Below are 16,114 nucleotides of genomic sequence, written 5' to 3' on the forward strand. Positions count from 1 at the left end.
TTTGCATAGCTGTGCAATGCGAAGTTGCATTGCTGCATTGCAAAACTGGTTGTGAATTTTAACATTCCCATTGAGGTTTATTTAAACCCTGACAGGCAGTTATCCGGGCATATTCATCTGCCACGGGATTTTTTGACTTGGCCTTTTTCTCTAATCTGCGCATTTCCCATCGTGTGCTGCTGCTCGCCATTCTCGCCTTGGTCGGTATCGTCGCAATCTCGGCAATCTTTCTCGGTCAACGGCAGATCGAGAGGGGATATCGGGCGACAGCGGATGCGCTGACGGAAAGACAGGCGGAAGTTTCGATGATGTCCGCGGGCGTAAGCGACAGCCTGCTTTGGGAGCAGTATTTCCTGCTGAACAAGGACATCGTGGCTGTAGAGAAGTTTCAGTCGGTGATTGCCGGCGTTCACGCCCGGCTCGGCAGACTGAAGTCTTCTGCGACCGGTGGGCTTACTGCTAATCTTGACCGGTTGGGTGAGGGGCTTGCGGCCTATGAGGCCGCCTTTGCGACGCTGGTAAAAGACAATCAGGATCTCGGACTAGACCAGAATAACGGCCTTGAGGGTGCCATGCGCTCCGCCGTGCACTCGATCGAGGATCGCCTTCAGTCTGTCGAGGATGCAGCCATTCGCGCCAGTATGTTGATGATGCGGCGACACGAGAAGGATTTCATCCTGCGTCGAGATGCTGGCTATCTCCAAAAGCATGCAGCAGAGGCGGAGACCTTTACCGTTCTGGTCAAGCAGGCCTTTCGTCCGGGCGCGCAGCGCAGCCGCGTCATGGATGCATTGGAAGTTTATCGGACGGCTTTCAAACTCTATGCCGATGGCAGCTTGAAGGAAGCAAAGTCGGAAGCTGATGTGTCTGAAGCCTACCGGGCGCTCGAACCGCAGGTCGCAGCCGTCCGAGCAGCTTATGAGACGCAGCGGACTGAAGCGCTGGCCGAGAACGAGCTGGTTGCGGAACGCAATCTCTTCATCGTCGCAGCACTTCTTCTTGGCGCCATCGCCACATTGACCGCGGGCGTCTGGCTGATCGGGCGTTCCATCACCGGCCCGGTCGTCGCCATGACGGGAGCCATGCGCAGGCTGGCCAATGGCAAGACGGACATCACCATCCCGGCACTGCACTGTCGCAATGAATTCGGTGCAATGGCTGGGGCACTCGATACCTTCCGTGAGGCTGCGATTGCCAACATGCGGCTTGAGCAGGAGGCCGCGGCGGCTCGTGCAAATGCCGAGGACGAACGCAAGCGCATGCACGAGGAAGCTGAAGCCGAGGCGCGCAGGATATTGCAACAGGCGACACGCGGTCTGGCTGGTGGTCTGCAACGCCTGGCCGAGGGGGATCTTTCGTTCACACTCTGCGAGCCTTTTGCTCCCGATTTCGAAGCGCTGCGCAGCGACCTCAACCAGACCGTGGCACGCCTTGCGGATGTGATGACGGAGATCGCCCATGCGAGCGGCTCGATAGAAGGCGGAAGCCGCGAAATCGCGGGCAGTGCCGATGATCTTTCCCGCCGCACGGAACAGCAGGCGGCTTCGCTTGAGGAAACCGCGGCGGCTCTGGATGAGATCACCGCCAATGTCGGCAATTCGTCGCGCCGCTCGCAGGAGGCACATGGCCTTGCAAGCGAGGCGAACAAGGCGGCGGAGCATACGCGGGGCCTCGTCTCGGATGCGCTACAAGCCATGCGGCGTATCGAAGGATCCTCCGCAAGGATTTCCGGTATCATCGGGGTGATCGATGAAATTGCTTTCCAGACCAACCTCTTGGCGCTGAACGCCGGTGTCGAGGCGGCAAGGGCAGGGGATGCAGGTCGCGGCTTCGCAGTCGTGGCGCAGGAGGTGCGGGCACTCGCCAGCCGCTCGGCCGATGCCGCACGCGAGATCAAGCAGCTCATTCAGATTTCGGCGGACGAGGTGAAGGATGGTGTCCGTTCCGTGCGTGATACCGGCGAAGCACTGACCGGTATCAGCAGCCGCATCGAGGCGATCAATGTTCAGGTCGAGGCGATAGCGGTTTCCGCTCGGGAACAGTCGGTTGGGCTGGGGGAGATCAACAGTGCCGTCAATCTGCTCGATCAGGGCACGCAGCAGAACGCGGCGATGGTCGAGGAAAACAATGCTGCCAGTGCGCTTCTGATGACCGAGGCACAGCGGCTGCGCGAACTCGTCGGCATGTTCCGCCTGACGCCCAAGCAGCAAATGGATCGGCGTCTCGACAGCCGCGCCGCCTGACCGTATCCAAGTCTCCGGCGAAGTTCAGACTGTTCGAAATACTCGTTCGGGCAGGAGCGTATGTATTGCTGCAGTTTTGCCATAGTTTCTGCCACAATTAAGGCAGTTAAAAATGCGGAACCATCTCATCCCGACCGGGTTGTTACTGCCAGCAGAAGCAAGGGAGAAACAACATGCGTAAGTTCCTGCTGGCCGTGTCCGCGGCCTCGATGGCTTTTTCCGGTGTGGCTTTCGCCCAAACCACCGTGATCACCCAGGATCCGGTGACCACCAATTCCACGGTCGTGCTGCCCGGTGAAGTCCGTACCTATGTAATGGAACAGCCGATCGAATCCGTGCCTTACGAGGGCGATGTACTGGTAGGGCGGGTATTGCCCGATACGGTCGAAGTTCGCCCGGTTCAGGGCTATGACAATTACGGTTACACCATCGTCAATGAGCGACGTGTGATCGTCGATCCCCAGACCCACACGGTGATCCAGGTTCTCGAGTAAAATCGATAATACCGTTTCAGATTGAACGGAAATCAAAGCCCGGAAGGTTGAAGCCTTCCGGGCTTTGTCATTTTTTGTTGCTGCTTCTCGCAGCCGCGTCTAAACAGCACACACCACAAGGACTCGGGTGAAACTCCCGGGTGGCTCTTCCGGCCGCCGATCCGCCGGACAACGCAAAGCATCAGCCGTTTTCACACCCCGGATATTTCCTGCGGCGATGCGCGAATGTGTGCGATTTTCCATGACAAGTTTGACCAATTACCGCCGCGAGTGGTTTTCCAACATCCGTGGCGATGTCCTTTCCGGCGTCGTCGTCGCTCTGGCCCTTATCCCGGAAGCTGTCGGTTTTTCCGTGATTGCCGGTGTCGACCCGAAGGTCGGTCTCTTCGCTTCCGTAGCGATCGCCTGCACCACCGCCATTACCGGCGGTCGCCCTGCGATGATTTCCGCCGCAACCGCAGCAACGGCCGTCCTTATGGGGCCGCTGGTGAAGGAGCACGGCATCGAATATCTGTTTGCCGCAACGCTCCTGATGGGCGTGCTGCAGATCATCGCCGGCATGCTGAAGCTCGGCCGGTTGATGCGCTTCGTCTCCAAGTCGGTCATGACAGGCTTCGTCAATTCGCTGGCGGTCCTCATCTTCACAGCGCAGCTGCCGCAGCTGATCGGGGTTCCCGCAGTCACCTATCCGCTGATCGCGCTGGCGCTGGCGGTCATCTATCTCTTTCCCTATCTGACCAAGGCCGTGCCATCGCCGCTTGTCGCTATCGTCGTCGTGACGATCGTGACGTTGAGTTTTGGCATCGATGTCCGGACAGTTGCCGATCTCGGCGAAATGCCGACCGCCTTGCCGGTCTTTGCGCTTCCCATGGTGCCGCTGACATTCGAGACGCTGCAGATCATCTTCCCCTATTCGCTGGCGCTTGCTGCGGTCGGATTGCTGGAGTCATTGCTGACCGCGCAGATCGTCGACGATATGACCGATACGGTCAGCAGTAAGAGCCGCGAATGCGTCGGGCAGGGCACGGGCAATATCGTCTCCGGTCTGTTCGGCGGCATGGGGGGCTGCGCAATGATCGGTCAGTCGGTAATCAATGTCTCTTCGGGCGGCCGCGGACGTCTCTCCACCTTCGTTGCCGGTGCCTTCCTGCTGATCCTGCTTCTGGTCCTTGATGATGTCCTGCGCATCGTGCCGGTCGCGGCGCTGGTGGCGATCATGATCATGGTGTCGATCGGCACCTTCTCATGGAAGTCGATCGTCGATCTGAAGCGCCATCCCGGTACATCGTCCATCGTCATGCTGGCGACAGTTGCCGTCGTGCTTTTCACCCATGATCTGTCCAAGGGCGTGATCGTCGGCGTGCTGCTGTCGGGCGTGTTTTTCGCCGGCAAGGTGGCGCGTATGTTCAAGGTGTCGTCCAGGCTGGAGGACGCCACGCGTATCTATGAAGTCGAAGGACAGATCTTCTTCGCCTCGACCCACTCCCTGCTTCAGGCCTTCGATTTTGAAGAGAAACTCGAGCGTGTGGCGATCGACGTCAGCCGCGCTCATCTCTGGGATATTTCAGCGGTCGATGCACTCGACCAGATCGTCCTGAAATTCCGCCGCCGGGGTGCCGAGGTCGAGGTGAGGGGAGCCAATGAGGCCAGTGCCAGCATGATCGATCGCTTCGCTCTCCACGACAAGGAACATGCCTCTCTCGCGCCATCTCCGGCGCACTGACGGAAAAAGCCCGGCAGTCACCTGCCGGGCTTTTCGATTTCCGAGGCGATGATATCAGTCGTTCGCCTTCACCGTCACGCCAAGCACCTGCGGCAGTGTGTTCGGGGCGCCCATGCCGGCACCGAGGATCATCGGGAAGGGAACCGGGCTCGGCGGCTGGGCGGTGATCGTCAGGCTGCCGGGGTTGTCCAGGTAGGTGTTGACCGCCTGGCTGAGCGCGTTCTGCAATTCCGGAATGTTGTACTGGGCAAGCACGATCGGTGTCATCGCCTTGATCATCTGGGCGAGCTGGTCGCCGCTCGTGCCCTGCTGCTTGCCGACGACATCCAGTGCCTTTTCGGTAATTCCGTCATCCGCAAAGCTGATCATTGCGCTGTTGAAGGTCAGGCGCTGCATCAGACCGAGCATTGCGAGGTTGGCGGCCTGTTCTGCCTGCTCCTTGTTCGGATTGGCTTCCATCGCACGTGCCGTCTCATTGGCGGAACGAACGAAATCGAGCGTGTAGCCGGAGAGGCTGAATGCCATGTCGAGCCTGCCGATATTGGCGAAGTCGAACGCATATTCCTCGATTGCCAGCGTGCCGGGTTCCAGGTCCCAGCTTCCGGTCATGCTGACCTTGCCGTCGAGCGACGTGATGCCGAGATCGGAGATCGTCTGTTTCGTCGCCGGATCGTCGATCGTGGCGAGATCAGCCTTGATGTCCGCGACCTGCAGATCGAAGCTGATTTTCTTGTCGTCGTCCGAGACGTCGGTGGTCAGCTTTGAGGATCCGATCGATGCGACGCTCTTGCCGTCGACCTTGATCGCCATCGGGCCGGTCGTCGCCTCGTCGTAGAGCAGTACCGAGTCCAAAGAATTGCCGGTCGTGTTCGCCGGCACGGTAACGCCGCTCATGACGATGTCGGAGGCGCTGATCTCGGTCTTGTCCTGTCGCAGGTCGACATTCTCGAATGTCACGGTCTCGATCGTGTAACCGCCGGCATCCTCTTCCACGCCCTCCATCTCGATCGTGCCGAGCGGCAGGCCGCCCTGGCTGGCGCCGGCTTCGAAACGGCTGTTGCGAAGCGTGACGTTGGAACCGTTGACCTCCACGGAACCCGGCACGATGCCTTCGCCCTGCTGCATGTAGAGAGCGATGTTGAGCTTCTTGACCAGATCGTTTCCATCGAGCGCCAGGGCAGGTGTGCCGAGTGCAATGAGGGTCGTTCCGGCTGCAAGCAGCCTGATTGTGGAAGAATAACGCATGAAAAGCCTCCTGCGGCAGAAAACTGCCCGTGAAATCAATCGCATTTATAGGTCTGGCGGATGAAACGTCCATCGCTTTGTGACGAAGGGCTTGAGCCATTTTTGTGACGCCCTTATCAAAGCGTTAGTTTCTCCACAGGCTGATATCCCCGGCTTTGTTGCTGAAAACCGGGCTTTGAGCTAGTCAAAGCCCATGGGACAGATCGTGAATCCGCCCGGCGACGACGGCGGCGACAATATTTTACCGGTGGACCTCAAGGCAGCGCTCGAAGAGCGCTATCTCGCCTATGCGCTGTCCACCATCATGCACCGCGCGCTGCCGGACGTCCGTGACGGACTGAAGCCGGTCCATCGCCGTATCGTCTATGCGATGAGCGAGATGGGCCTCCGGCCGAACACCGCCTTCCGCAAATGCGCCAAGATTGTCGGCGAAGTGATGGGTAACTATCATCCGCACGGCGACCAGTCGATCTACGACGCGCTGGCGCGCCTGGCGCAGGATTTCTCGCTGCGCTATCCGCTGGTCAACGGCCAGGGCAATTTCGGCAATATCGACGGCGATAGCCCCGCCGCCATGCGTTACACCGAAAGCAAGATGACGTCGGTGGCCGAACTCATGCTGGAAGGGATCGATCAGGACGCCGTCGATTTCCGCGACACCTATGACGAAAGTAATTCGGAGCCGACGGTTCTTCCAGGCGCTTTTCCGAACCTGCTCGCCAATGGCGCAACCGGGATCGCGGTCGGCATGGCGACCTCCATTCCGCCGCATAACGCCCACGAGCTTTGCGACGCGGCACTCCACCTGATCCGGCATCCGGATGCGACGGTCGAGAAGCTGGTCGATTTCGTGCCCGGCCCGGACCTGCCGACCGGTGGCATCATCATCGACAGCCGTGAATCGATCATCGAGAGCTACAAGACCGGCCGCGGCGGTTTCCGTGTCCGCGCCAAGTGGGAAGTGGAAGATCTCGGCCGCGGCGGCTACCAGATCGTCGTCACCGAAATTCCCTATCAGGTGCAGAAGTCGCGTCTGATCGAAAAGATCGCCGAACTGCTGATCGCCCGCAAGCTGCCGCTGCTCGACGATATCCGCGATGAATCGGCGGAAGACGTGCGCATCGTCATCGTGCCGAAGAGCCGTACCGTCGATGCGACGCTCCTGATGGAATCGATGTTCAAGCTGACCGAGCTTGAAAGCCGCATTCCGCTCAACATGAACGTTCTGTCGATGGGCCGCGTGCCCAAGGTCATGGCGCTGAACGAGGTGCTGATCGAATGGCTGGCGCATCGCAAGGACGTGCTCGTTCGCCGCTCGCGTCATCGTCTGGCCGCGATCGACCGGCGCTTGGAGATCTTGGGCGGCTTGCTGATCGCCTATCTCAACATCGACGAAGTGATCCGCATCATCCGTGAAGAGGATGAACCGAAGCCGGTCATGGTCGAGCGCTGGTCTCTGACCGATCTTCAGGTGGAATCGATCCTCAACATGCGGCTGCGCAATTTGCGCAAGCTCGAGGAATTCGAGATCCGCACCGAGAACGACAAGCTGACCAAGGAAAAGGCAGACATCGAGGCACTGCTCGCATCCGACGACAAGCAGTGGCGGATGATCGAGGTCGAGATCCAGGACGTCAAGAAGACCTATGCCAAGGCGACCGAACTCGGCCGCCGCCGCACCCAGTTTGCCGAAGCGCCGGAAGCCGACATCGAAGCCATCCAGCAGGCGATGATCGAGAAGGAGCCGATCACCGTCATCATCTCGCAGAAGGGCTGGATCCGCGCGCTCAAGGGCCATGTGGCCGATACGTCGGGTCTCACCTTCAAGGAAGGTGACGGACCGAAGATCGCGTTTACGGCCCAGACGACCGACAAGCTTCTTCTCGTCACGACCGGCGGCAAGGCTTACACGCTTGGTGGCGATAAGCTGCCGGGTGGCCGCGGTCACGGCGAACCGATCCGCATCATTGTCGACATGGAAAACGATCAGGACATCCTGACCGCCTTTGTCCACGATGCAAGCCGCAAGATGATCATCGCCTCGACGGCGGGCTATGGTTTCGTCGTTGCCGAAAGCGAGATGGTCGCCAATACCCGAAAGGGTAAGCAAGTGATGAATGTCGGCATGCCCGACGAGACGAAGCTCGTGGTGCCGGTTTCTGGCGATCATGTCGCAATCGTGGGCGAGAACCGCAAGATGGTGGTGTTTCCGCTGGAGCAGCTGCCGGAAATGACCCGCGGCAAGGGCGTGCGCCTGCAGCGCTACAAGGATGGCGGCATTTCCGACATCAAATGCTTTGCCATGGACGCCGGTCTTTCCTGGGAAGACAGCGCCAGCCGCGCGTTCAATCGCACCAAGGAAGAACTTCGGGAATGGATGGGCGATCGCGCTTCGGCCGGACGTACCGTTCCCAAGGGTTTTCCACGCAGCGGTAAATTCGCCGGCTGATGTGAGGTCACTGAAATCTGGCGCCGTTCATCCTTCCTGATGGGCGGCGCTTTTAGTGTCTGGCCAGTTCCTTGAGTGCCGTGAGATAATTTCTCATCGCGGTTCCATGCGTCAGCGAAAAGGATCTCGCGGCTTCGCTATAGTCGCCATTCGGTGCGGTGAATTCGATATGAACCTGATCGGAGCGGATCTCGACACGATCCCCTTCCTTCCAGCCTAGCTTATCAAGATGCTCCTGCGGCAGCATGATGCCGCACCTGTCCCCGATCCTCTGGATCGTCACTGTCTCGCCCATGCCGCCCTCCACGGATTGAAGTGAGACGATATCATGTTTTCAGGGCGAGCGATATCGTTTCGGCTGAGGCCGAAGTTACGCGGGGTAGGGAACGCAGTGGTCGCGAAGGAAGCGAGTTGCGCCATTCTCGTCTATCTCTCCGGCGGCGAGTGAGAGAACGAAGGAGAACAGAGTTGCTTCAACAGTTTCGATGGCGAAACTGTTGTCCATCAGGAACACACCCGCGGCAACAATGGCGATCCTTTTGTTCCCATCGATAAAGGCAGATAGGCACGCCAACCTCTACGATATTCGTTGATCCGTAACTGTCGCGCGAAATCGCCTTCCATCGGTTACAGCACCATTTGATCCGATTATTCACGGATACCGACCTCATCTCCCGCCTTCAAGCCCAGTCGATCAAGGATCTCTTTGGGATGATGACGCCTTCGGAATTGCCGATCTTTCGAATGGTCGTCTGCCCGGCAAATAGCTCAGGAGAGACCCAGGCGCTGGTTGCCGCGCCGCATCTGCCAGAGCGCGTGGCTGATCAGCGAAAGGATCAGGATCGCTCCGCCCAGCATCGTCCGTGCCTCCATTTCCTCGGCAAAGATCACCCAGACCCAGATCGGTGCCAGAACCGTTTCAAGCAGGTAGCACATGCCGACTTCAGCGCCGGTCAGGTATTTCGGGCCGGTCGCGAGACACCAGAAGGCGACGGGTAGCATCACCAGCCCGTCGAGCAGAACCCACGACGGGGAGGGGACCGATGTCAATCCGCCCGGCGGCATCATCGCCAGGCCGACGATTGCGGGGATGATGGTCGCGGCGAGCGGCACCAGTCCCAGATCGATCTTCGTCTTGCGCCCGATGCTTATCGCGCCTGCAAGCAGAAGCGTAGTTGTCAAGGCGAGCATATTGCCAAGCAAATCGCCGCCGGACAGGCCGCCGGAGACGATGATCCCGATCCCGACGATCATCGCGATCATGGTGATCCATGTCGATCGTGAAAGGCTTTCGCGGAGCAGCAGCCAGCCGAACAGCGCGGCGAACATCGGTGTGAAGGCGACGATGAAGACGACATTCGCCGTTGTTGTGTTGAAGACGGCGCCAAGGAAGGTGATTGTCGAAAACCCGTAGAAAAGACCGGCAAGCAGGCCCGCCTTTCCGGGCCAAAGGACGGGATTGCTTGGTTGAAGCCGGGAGAGCAGGGCCCAGATGAGAACGCCCAGCGCGAAAGTCGAAAGCGAGCGTAGCGCCAGTGTCTGCCAGAGCTCTCCGCCGCCCAGCCGCACCAGCGGCACGTCGAAAGAGAGCGCGATGCCTCCGGTGATGGTTACAACAAGTCCGCGTCGATGGTTGTTCATCGACGGCCGCTAATCGTCGCTATCTGTTGCCGGAGGCAGAGACCGTTCCCACCCGCGCGCCATCAACTGTTCCTGCGGCTGATAGCGGGTCTTGTAATCCATCTTCGGTGATCCCTTGACCCAGTAACCGAGATAGACATGCGGCAGGCCGAGCGAACGCGCCCGGTTGATGTGATCGAGGATCATGAACGTCCCGAGCGATCGCTTCTCATATTTCGGGTTGAAAAAGGAATAGACCATCGAAAGCCCATCGCTCATCATGTCGGTGAGCGCGACGGCAATCAATTCTCCCTGCGGCTGTTTGCTGAGACCGGATCCCGGCTCGCGGATCCGGTATTCGATCAGCCGCGTGTTGACATGCGTGTCTTCCACCATGATCGCATAATCGAGGGCGGACATGTCCGACATGCCGCCATGCTGGTGGCGGTCGTCCAGATAGCGTCGGAACAGCGCGAACTGCTCGGTCGACGGTTGGGCCGGCTGAACGGTGGCGATTAGGTCGCGATTTGCCGAAATGACGCGTTTCATCGAACGCGTCGGCTCGAACTCACCTGCAAGTATGCGCACCGACACACAGGCGCGGCAGGCCTCGCAGGCTGGTCGGTAGGCGATGTTCTGTGATCGGCGGAAGCCACCCTGCGTCAGGAGGTCATTCATTTCCGCTGCACGGGGGCCGACGAGGTGGGTAAACACCTTCCGTTCCATTTCACCCGGAAGATAAGGACAAACTGCCGGAGCCGTCAGATAAAACTGCGGGGAAGGCGTTGTCTGGGTATTCATGGAGGTATGGCCAATCCCGTCATGGAGTGAGAAATGTCATACCATGGCGCATAAATGGAAAACGTCAACCATGCGCTTTTCGGGGCCTGGTTTTAAGCGCGGCCAGTCACCAAAATCGGATAACTGGCCGCACCTGGAGTAGTGGTCAGGATGTCCTGACGATGACCGTGCCGAGCAGCATATCATGTACCAGCCGCGACCTTTCGGTGAACAGGCCGACAAGCAGGATAAGCGGTGTCAGGATCGAGTTGATCAGCCAGAACAGCACCGTGTGGACCATTGCCGTCATGAAATCCAATCGCCTCCCATCGGTCCGCATCAGTGTGATGCCCATGGCGCGCATGCCGGGCGAGGCTTGCGACGGGCCGCCCAGCGTCATGCCGAAATAAAGAAGCGCCACGATGACGAACAGCGCCGGATAAAGCATAAAGCCGAGGCCGAGCGTGATGATGCCGAGAAAGAAGACGATCACCGCCGCCGGAATGCAGAGCAGAAGCACAATCAGATAGTCGAGAATGAAGGCGAACACCCGGCGTGAAAGAACGCCGCTATAGGCGCGCCAGTCTTCCGGTGCGGCATAGGTCGGGTTCGGGTCGAGGCTCATTGATACTCAGTCTCCTGTTTCTCCCCAATCATATGGGGAGACGTTGCAACCTTAGCAAGTCTCGGCGCAAATGCCCGGTCTCAGTCCTTGGCTAGCTTTTTGGCCACGTCGACGGCGAAGTAGGTGAGGATACCATCGCATCCTGCGCGCTTGAAACAGAGAAGCGTTTCCATCATCACCCGGTCGCCATCGATCCAGCCGTTCATGGCAGCCGCCTTGATCTGCGCGTATTCACCGGACACCTGATAGGCATAGGTCGGAAGGCCGAAGGCTTCCTTCACGCGCCAACAGATATCGAGATAGGGAAGGCCGGGCTTGATCATCATCATGTCGGCACCTTCCTCGACGTCGAGTGCGGCGTCGCGCAGGGCTTCGGTGCCGTTGGCCGGAGAGATGTAATAGCTGTTCTTGTCGCCCTTCAGCAGGCCGCCGGTATTGATTGCCTCACGATAGGGACCGTAGAAGCCCGACGAGAACTTCGTCGCATAGGACATGATGCCGACATCCTGATGGCCTGCCGCATCCAGGCCGCGGCGGATGGCGCCGATGCGGCCGTCCATCATTTCCGACGGTGCGATGATGTCGGCGCCCGCATCCGCCTGCATGACGGCGGCCTTCACTACGTGATCGACGGTCTCATCATTGACGATGATGCCTTCGCGCAGAATTCCGTCATGGCCGTGGCTGGTGAACGGGTCGAGCGCCACATCAGTGATCAGGCCAATATTAGGCACGGCCTTCTTGGTCTCGCGAATGAACCGGTTCATCAGGTTGTTGGCATCGAGGATATGCGAGCCGGTCGGATCGCGCAGTTCCATCTCGATGTCCGGGAACGGAGCGATGGCCGGAATGCCGAGATCAGCCGCTTCCTTCACCGCTTCTACCGCCTTGTCGACGCTCATCCGGTTGACGCCCGGCATGGCCGCCAGCGGCTCGGAAATGCCGGTGCCGTGGGTGATGAAGATCGGCCAGATCAGATCGTCAACGGTCAGCCGGTTTTCCTGCACCATGCGGCGGACCCAGTCCGCCTTGCGATTGCGCCGCATCCTGCGGTGCCCGGTGATCTCGTCGACGAGATGCGTCTTATCCATGACGGTGTCTCCATTATTTTTGTTGGCCGGTCCTTAGCATGCGACAAGTTGTTTATGAATGGTCAGGATCAAGCATTGCTGCCATGCGTGTGGCTGGCGGCTGGCCTGATGCGCCTATATATCGATGTCCATGGAACCTGATTCACCCACGACGCCACGGCGCACGCTGACTGAGCTCCTGTTCGTCTTCTTCATGAGGATGATTGCCGCCACCTGTTTCTGGTTCGGCATGCAATATTGGGCGATGCTCGTCGGGTATTCGCTCGAAGGCAGGGCTCGCTTCGATCTGCTGGACTTGCCTTGGCGAGTTACCGCTCCGGCTCTTGCTGTTCTTTTCCCGGTTGCTTCTCTTGGTTTGTGGCTTGCCGTGCCCTGGGGCGCTGTCCTGTGGACAATGGCGGCTATCATCCAAATTCTCATGTATGTCGTCTGGCCCGAAATTTTTGGCGAGAACCATCTTGTCCCGCTTCTGAACGTCCTTGTGGCCAGCCTTTATGTCGTATTTCGTCTCGCATTATGGCTGGAAGGCAGGCGCAAAGAGGAGAAGGTAAGGATTGATTCACCTTGATCCTAAAGGCATTTAGCTCGAATTTTAGTGATTTTTTCGAGCTAAGATATTGATTTTTATAGGCAGAAAAACTGCGGGGAAGGTCTTCGCCACAGTGCCGACAAAATCCGAAAATGCCGGTAGGCTTTTGTTAAGCAAGTGTTTTAAGTCGAATTTTATGCGCATTCGATAGGGTCTGTCTCAAGGCGGGAAGAAACAAACACACCGCCAAACAAAACAGTGAGGCAGTTATGATGAACACGAAGCTCAAGCCGCAGGCACCGGCAGTCGCAGATCCGCACGAAGACACGATCCGTGGACTTTACATGGAATCGCTGCACCTGGTGGAACGTCTCCACCGCCGTCTCCTCGACGTCATCAAGGACGAGTTCGACCGTCAGGGTCGCGACGACGTCAACGCCGTTCAGGCTCTTCTTCTCTTCAACATCGGCAATTCCGAACTGACGGCCGGTGAACTCCGCTCCCGCGGCTACTATCTCGGCTCCAACGTTTCCTACAACGTCAAGAAGCTGGTCGATCTGGGCTTCATCAACCACGCCCGTTCGCGCATCGACCGCCGTTCGGTTCGCATCAGCCTGACGCCTGCTGGCCAAGAAATCGCCGAAACCGTCGCGAAGCTTTACGAGCGCCACATCGGCTCGATCGAAAAGGTCGGCGGCATCGGCGAAGGCGAATTCTCACAGATGAACCGCCTGCTGCAGCGCCTGGATCGTTTCTGGAACGACTCGATCGCTTACCGGATGTAATCGGACCGGAACCGCGATCTGCCTTTAAACCACTAAGGGCTTGGCGTTCCCCATTGCCTCCAGTCATGCGGTAACGCACAAAAGCAAACCGGAGCGTAAGGCCTACGCTCCGGTTTGCTCGTTTTATATCCGGAAATGGTGGAGAGTTCAGCCGCCGATGGCCTTGATGCGGGTCAGGTCCACAATCACTTCCTGCCAGCCTGTCGGACGATATCCGCGGACTTTGTCAGGCCATTCGCAAATACCGTCTTCGTTGACGTAACCGACCCACTGAGCGCTCTCAAGATGATCGAACAATAGAAAGACCAGCTTGTTTGGAATGAGAGTGTTTACCGGCTTCCACTGCATTTAATTTCTCCACCCCTATATTTATAAGTCATAGAATTTATTGCTGTCGCCTTGCTTGAAACTGGCGCTTTGTTGCGAAAATTGCTCGCTCGAGCGATTGCTCGTGCCGAGGGTGATTCTTCAATGGTCGCCTGTTTTGCGGAAAGCGATTAAAAGGGCAAGACTGTAAAATGGGCGCGCACGCTTGATGCTCCTGTGTCGGGTGCCTCCAGGGTACGGCGAATTTCCTGGCCAAACGAAGATCCAGCCAGTTGCCACATGCGCCCAACCGATGGGTGATTTTTTGCGTTTGCGATACGGCAGAAAAGTCACAGCGCAACACAGGCTTGTGACCCTTCGCCTGGTGACACGAATTGGCCATATTGCTATGGGACCGGGCATGTTCAAGCAATCGGTAAAAAGGGGCTTTGCCGATTGAGGCAGAGCGGGCCGAAAAGGGCACCTGCTTGGCTTTTGCGCCTTTTTAACCATATCCCTGTAGCGCTGTTCTGTTGACCGGGATCAGATGGATTGAATGATGTCGAAGAAAATCGGACTTGAAGTTTTGTCTCGCCGCGCGCTGCTGCGGTCTGCTGTTTCGGCAGGTGCCGCGGCATTGGCCGCACCGGCGCTTGCACAGAGCCCGATTGATTCCCTCATCAATGCCCCGCGGCGCGGCAGTTGGGACGATCAGTTCGATGCGCGGGGCTCGCGCACTGCTGTTGGTGTTGTCTCGAACAACCCGATCCTGGGCACCGAAGGTCCTGCAAATATCCAGCAGGCAATTTACACCTACCAGTCGATCGTTTCCAACGGCGGCTGGCCGGAAGTGCGTCCGTCGACCCGCCTGCAGCTCGGCGTCGCCGATTCGAGCGTTCAGCAGCTTCGCCAGCGCCTCACCATTTCCGGAGACCTTGACGAGGGTGCAGGCATGTCGACGGCTTTCGACAGTTATGTCGATGGCGCCGTGAAACGTTTCCAGGCTCGGCACGGTCTCCCGGCAGATGGTGTACTTGGCGAATTCACTGTGAAGGCGCTCAACGTTCCGGCACAGACGCGATTGATGCAGTTGCAGACCAACCTCGTGCGGCTTCAGTCCATGTCAGGTGATCTCGGCCAGCGTTATCTCATGGTCAATATCCCCGCCATGTATATAGAGGCCGTAGAAAACGACCGTGTTGCCCTGCGCACCAATGCCGTTGTTGGCCGTATCGACCGTCCGACCCATGCGATTAACTCCAAGATCTATGAAGTAATTCTCAATCCGTACTGGACAGCACCTCGCTCGATCGTCGAGAAAGATATTGTCCCGTTGATGCGCAAGGACCCGACCTACCTGACCCGCAACCAGATTCGACTGTTCGACGGTCGTGGCCAGGAAGTGGCGCCGGAAACCGTAGACTGGAACGCACCCAAGGCACCAAACCTGATGTTCCGTCAGGATCCAGGCAAGATCAATGCCATGGCTTCGACCAAGATCAACTTCCATAACCCGAACAACGAATATCTGCATGATACGCCGCAGCAGGGCCTGTTCAACAAGCTGATGCGTTTCGAATCCTCCGGTTGCATGCGCGTCCAGAACGTTCGCGACATGATCACCTGGCTGCTGCGTGATACGCCAGGTTGGTCGCGTCAGGAGATTGAACGCGTCATCTCGACCCGGCAGAACAATCCGATCAAGCTCGCCCAGGAAGTGCCTGTCTATATCGTCTACATCACCGCATGGTCGGCCAAGGACCGTGTTGTCCAGTTTCGCGACGACATCTACCAGAAGGATGGCAATCAGGAACTGGCGCTGCAGACGACCACCGGCATTGAACAGCGGCAAGGGGCGCTTACCGAAAGTGACATGCTGCCGCAGTAAAGTGACGGAAATATCTTGATGAAAGGCCGGGTCGTATTGCCCGGCCTTTTTACGTTGCCACGATCGCAGCAACCAATTCGACCGCTCCGTTTTTCTATTGTTTGCAGTTGAGGCGGCGCTAATCTGAAGCTTCCGATGGGTGCGGAGACCGCGGATTAACAGATGCCTGTTGCATGCCGCAGGTGTTGCCGTGGCGCCAGCCGCCTCGTTGCTGAAATGTCCCTCGGTTGCGGCCCGCTTTGCCCGTGCCTCCTTTTACGTCGATCCCATGTCGAACTTCGAAGACCAGAACCGCTCTCTCGCCAGCGTATTCAGCGTTATCCGCAACGTTTACCT

At 58.2% G+C, this 16,114-nt stretch carries 15 protein-coding genes and 1 other annotated feature; of the genes, 7 read left to right on the forward strand and 8 right to left on the reverse strand.

The annotated features are described in order from the left end of the window. The first annotated feature begins 137 nt into the window (after positions 1-137). The 3 genes from ACI3K0_RS08950 to ACI3K0_RS08960 all read left to right on the forward strand — a co-directional run bounded on the left by ACI3K0_RS08950 (position 138) and on the right by ACI3K0_RS08960 (position 4,460). On the forward strand, positions 138-2,243 hold the full coding sequence (locus tag ACI3K0_RS08950; protein ID WP_404945251.1) for a methyl-accepting chemotaxis protein: 2,106 nt from the start codon (positions 138-140) through the stop codon (positions 2,241-2,243). 173 nt (positions 2,244-2,416) lie between these two features. After that, the gene (locus ACI3K0_RS08955) at positions 2,417-2,737 is read left to right on the forward strand and encodes a DUF1236 domain-containing protein (RefSeq protein ID WP_148145350.1); all 321 of its coding nucleotides are present in this window, start codon (positions 2,417-2,419) and stop codon (positions 2,735-2,737) included. Positions 2,738-2,853: 116 nt separating this feature from the next. Continuing rightward, positions 2,854-2,911 (forward strand) — a sequence feature (sul1 is cis-regulatory element that is thought to sense ions involved in sulfur or methionine metabolism; They are found in Alphaproteobacteria). A gap of 67 nt (positions 2,912-2,978) precedes the next feature. Beyond that, positions 2,979-4,460 carry a SulP family inorganic anion transporter gene (locus tag ACI3K0_RS08960; protein ID WP_210303803.1) on the forward strand — a complete coding sequence of 494 codons (1,482 nt, stop codon included), beginning with the start codon at positions 2,979-2,981 and terminating at the stop codon, positions 4,458-4,460. Positions 4,461-4,514: 54 nt separating this feature from the next. Here the strand turns inward: ACI3K0_RS08960 and ACI3K0_RS08965 are convergent, their stop codons facing one another. Then, positions 4,515-5,705, reverse strand: coding sequence for a hypothetical protein (locus tag ACI3K0_RS08965; protein WP_404945252.1), 1,191 nt, complete (start codon positions 5,703-5,705; stop codon positions 4,515-4,517). 193 nt (positions 5,706-5,898) lie between these two features. On the opposite strand from ACI3K0_RS08965, the gene parC reads away from it, so the two are divergent. Then, the gene (gene parC, locus ACI3K0_RS08970) at positions 5,899-8,154 is read left to right on the forward strand and encodes a DNA topoisomerase IV subunit A (protein ID WP_404945253.1); all 2,256 of its coding nucleotides are present in this window, start codon (positions 5,899-5,901) and stop codon (positions 8,152-8,154) included. Positions 8,155-8,206: 52 nt separating this feature from the next. Here parC and ACI3K0_RS08975 read toward each other — a convergent pair whose 3' ends face one another. The 6 genes from ACI3K0_RS08975 to hemB form a co-directional block, all read right to left on the reverse strand. Continuing rightward, a complete protein-coding gene (locus ACI3K0_RS08975; RefSeq protein WP_148145346.1) occupies positions 8,207-8,449 on the reverse strand; it encodes an AbrB family transcriptional regulator in 243 nt (80 codons plus the stop codon). A gap of 75 nt (positions 8,450-8,524) precedes the next feature. Next, the gene (locus tag ACI3K0_RS08980; RefSeq protein ID WP_404945254.1) at positions 8,525-8,659 is read right to left on the reverse strand and encodes a hypothetical protein; all 135 of its coding nucleotides are present in this window, start codon (positions 8,657-8,659) and stop codon (positions 8,525-8,527) included. A 263-nt stretch (positions 8,660-8,922) separates the two neighbouring features. Further along, a complete protein-coding gene (locus ACI3K0_RS08985; protein ID WP_404945255.1) occupies positions 8,923-9,795 on the reverse strand; it encodes a DMT family transporter in 873 nt (290 codons plus the stop codon). 9 nt (positions 9,796-9,804) lie between these two features. Next, positions 9,805-10,575, reverse strand: a complete 771-nt coding sequence (locus ACI3K0_RS08990) for an arginyltransferase (protein ID WP_183827150.1) — start codon at positions 10,573-10,575, stop codon at positions 9,805-9,807. Between the two features lie 145 nt (positions 10,576-10,720). Continuing rightward, positions 10,721-11,179: an RDD family protein gene (locus ACI3K0_RS08995; RefSeq protein ID WP_148145341.1), complete on the reverse strand. Its 459-nt coding sequence runs from the start codon at positions 11,177-11,179 to the stop codon at positions 10,721-10,723. 80 nt (positions 11,180-11,259) lie between these two features. Further along, entirely contained in the window at positions 11,260-12,270 is a 1,011-nt protein-coding gene (hemB, locus tag ACI3K0_RS09000) for a porphobilinogen synthase (RefSeq protein WP_404945256.1), read from the reverse strand. Between the two features lie 124 nt (positions 12,271-12,394). On the opposite strand from hemB, the gene ACI3K0_RS09005 reads away from it, so the two are divergent. Together ACI3K0_RS09005 and ldtR are read left to right on the forward strand one after the other, a co-directional pair. Continuing rightward, entirely contained in the window at positions 12,395-12,838 is a 444-nt protein-coding gene (locus tag ACI3K0_RS09005; RefSeq protein ID WP_246436298.1) for a DUF6163 family protein, read from the forward strand. Between the two features lie 233 nt (positions 12,839-13,071). Next, on the forward strand, positions 13,072-13,584 hold the full coding sequence (gene ldtR, locus ACI3K0_RS09010) for a transcriptional regulator LdtR (protein WP_148145573.1): 513 nt from the start codon (positions 13,072-13,074) through the stop codon (positions 13,582-13,584). A gap of 147 nt (positions 13,585-13,731) precedes the next feature. Here the strand turns inward: ldtR and ACI3K0_RS09015 are convergent, their stop codons facing one another. Then, positions 13,732-13,932, reverse strand: a complete 201-nt coding sequence (locus tag ACI3K0_RS09015; protein ID WP_148145338.1) for a hypothetical protein — start codon at positions 13,930-13,932, stop codon at positions 13,732-13,734. A 517-nt stretch (positions 13,933-14,449) separates the two neighbouring features. Here ACI3K0_RS09015 and ACI3K0_RS09020 point away from each other — a divergent pair. Further along, positions 14,450-15,778 carry a murein L,D-transpeptidase gene (locus ACI3K0_RS09020; RefSeq protein WP_148145337.1) on the forward strand — a complete coding sequence of 443 codons (1,329 nt, stop codon included), beginning with the start codon at positions 14,450-14,452 and terminating at the stop codon, positions 15,776-15,778. The last annotated feature ends 336 nt before the right edge of the window (positions 15,779-16,114 follow it).

The organism is Rhizobium sp. ZW T2_16, from assembly GCF_044987325.1.
Classification (GTDB): Bacteria; Pseudomonadota; Alphaproteobacteria; order Rhizobiales; family Rhizobiaceae; genus Neorhizobium; species Neorhizobium cellulosilyticum.

Coding starts and splice junctions, on each gene's coding strand:
- ACI3K0_RS08955 (WP_148145350.1), top strand. CDS start 2,417: ATGCGTAAGTTCCTGCTGGCCGTGTCCGCGGCCTCGATGGCTTTTTCC.
- ACI3K0_RS08960 (WP_210303803.1), top strand. CDS start 2,979: ATGACAAGTTTGACCAATTACCGCCGCGAGTGGTTTTCCAACATCCGT.
- ACI3K0_RS08965 (WP_404945252.1), bottom strand. CDS start 5,705: ATGCGTTATTCTTCCACAATCAGGCTGCTTGCAGCCGGAACGACCCTC.
- parC (WP_404945253.1), top strand. CDS start 5,899: ATGGGACAGATCGTGAATCCGCCCGGCGACGACGGCGGCGACAATATT.
- ACI3K0_RS08975 (WP_148145346.1), bottom strand. CDS start 8,449: ATGGGCGAGACAGTGACGATCCAGAGGATCGGGGACAGGTGCGGCATC.
- ACI3K0_RS08980 (WP_404945254.1), bottom strand. CDS start 8,659: ATGGACAACAGTTTCGCCATCGAAACTGTTGAAGCAACTCTGTTCTCC.
- ACI3K0_RS08985 (WP_404945255.1), bottom strand. CDS start 9,795: ATGAACAACCATCGACGCGGACTTGTTGTAACCATCACCGGAGGCATC.
- ACI3K0_RS08990 (WP_183827150.1), bottom strand. CDS start 10,575: ATGAATACCCAGACAACGCCTTCCCCGCAGTTTTATCTGACGGCTCCG.
- ACI3K0_RS08995 (WP_148145341.1), bottom strand. CDS start 11,179: ATGAGCCTCGACCCGAACCCGACCTATGCCGCACCGGAAGACTGGCGC.
- hemB (WP_404945256.1), bottom strand. CDS start 12,270: ATGGATAAGACGCATCTCGTCGACGAGATCACCGGGCACCGCAGGATG.
- ACI3K0_RS09005 (WP_246436298.1), top strand. CDS start 12,395: ATGTCCATGGAACCTGATTCACCCACGACGCCACGGCGCACGCTGACT.
- ldtR (WP_148145573.1), top strand. CDS start 13,072: ATGAACACGAAGCTCAAGCCGCAGGCACCGGCAGTCGCAGATCCGCAC.
- ACI3K0_RS09015 (WP_148145338.1), bottom strand. CDS start 13,932: ATGCAGTGGAAGCCGGTAAACACTCTCATTCCAAACAAGCTGGTCTTT.
- ACI3K0_RS09020 (WP_148145337.1), top strand. CDS start 14,450: ATGTCGAAGAAAATCGGACTTGAAGTTTTGTCTCGCCGCGCGCTGCTG.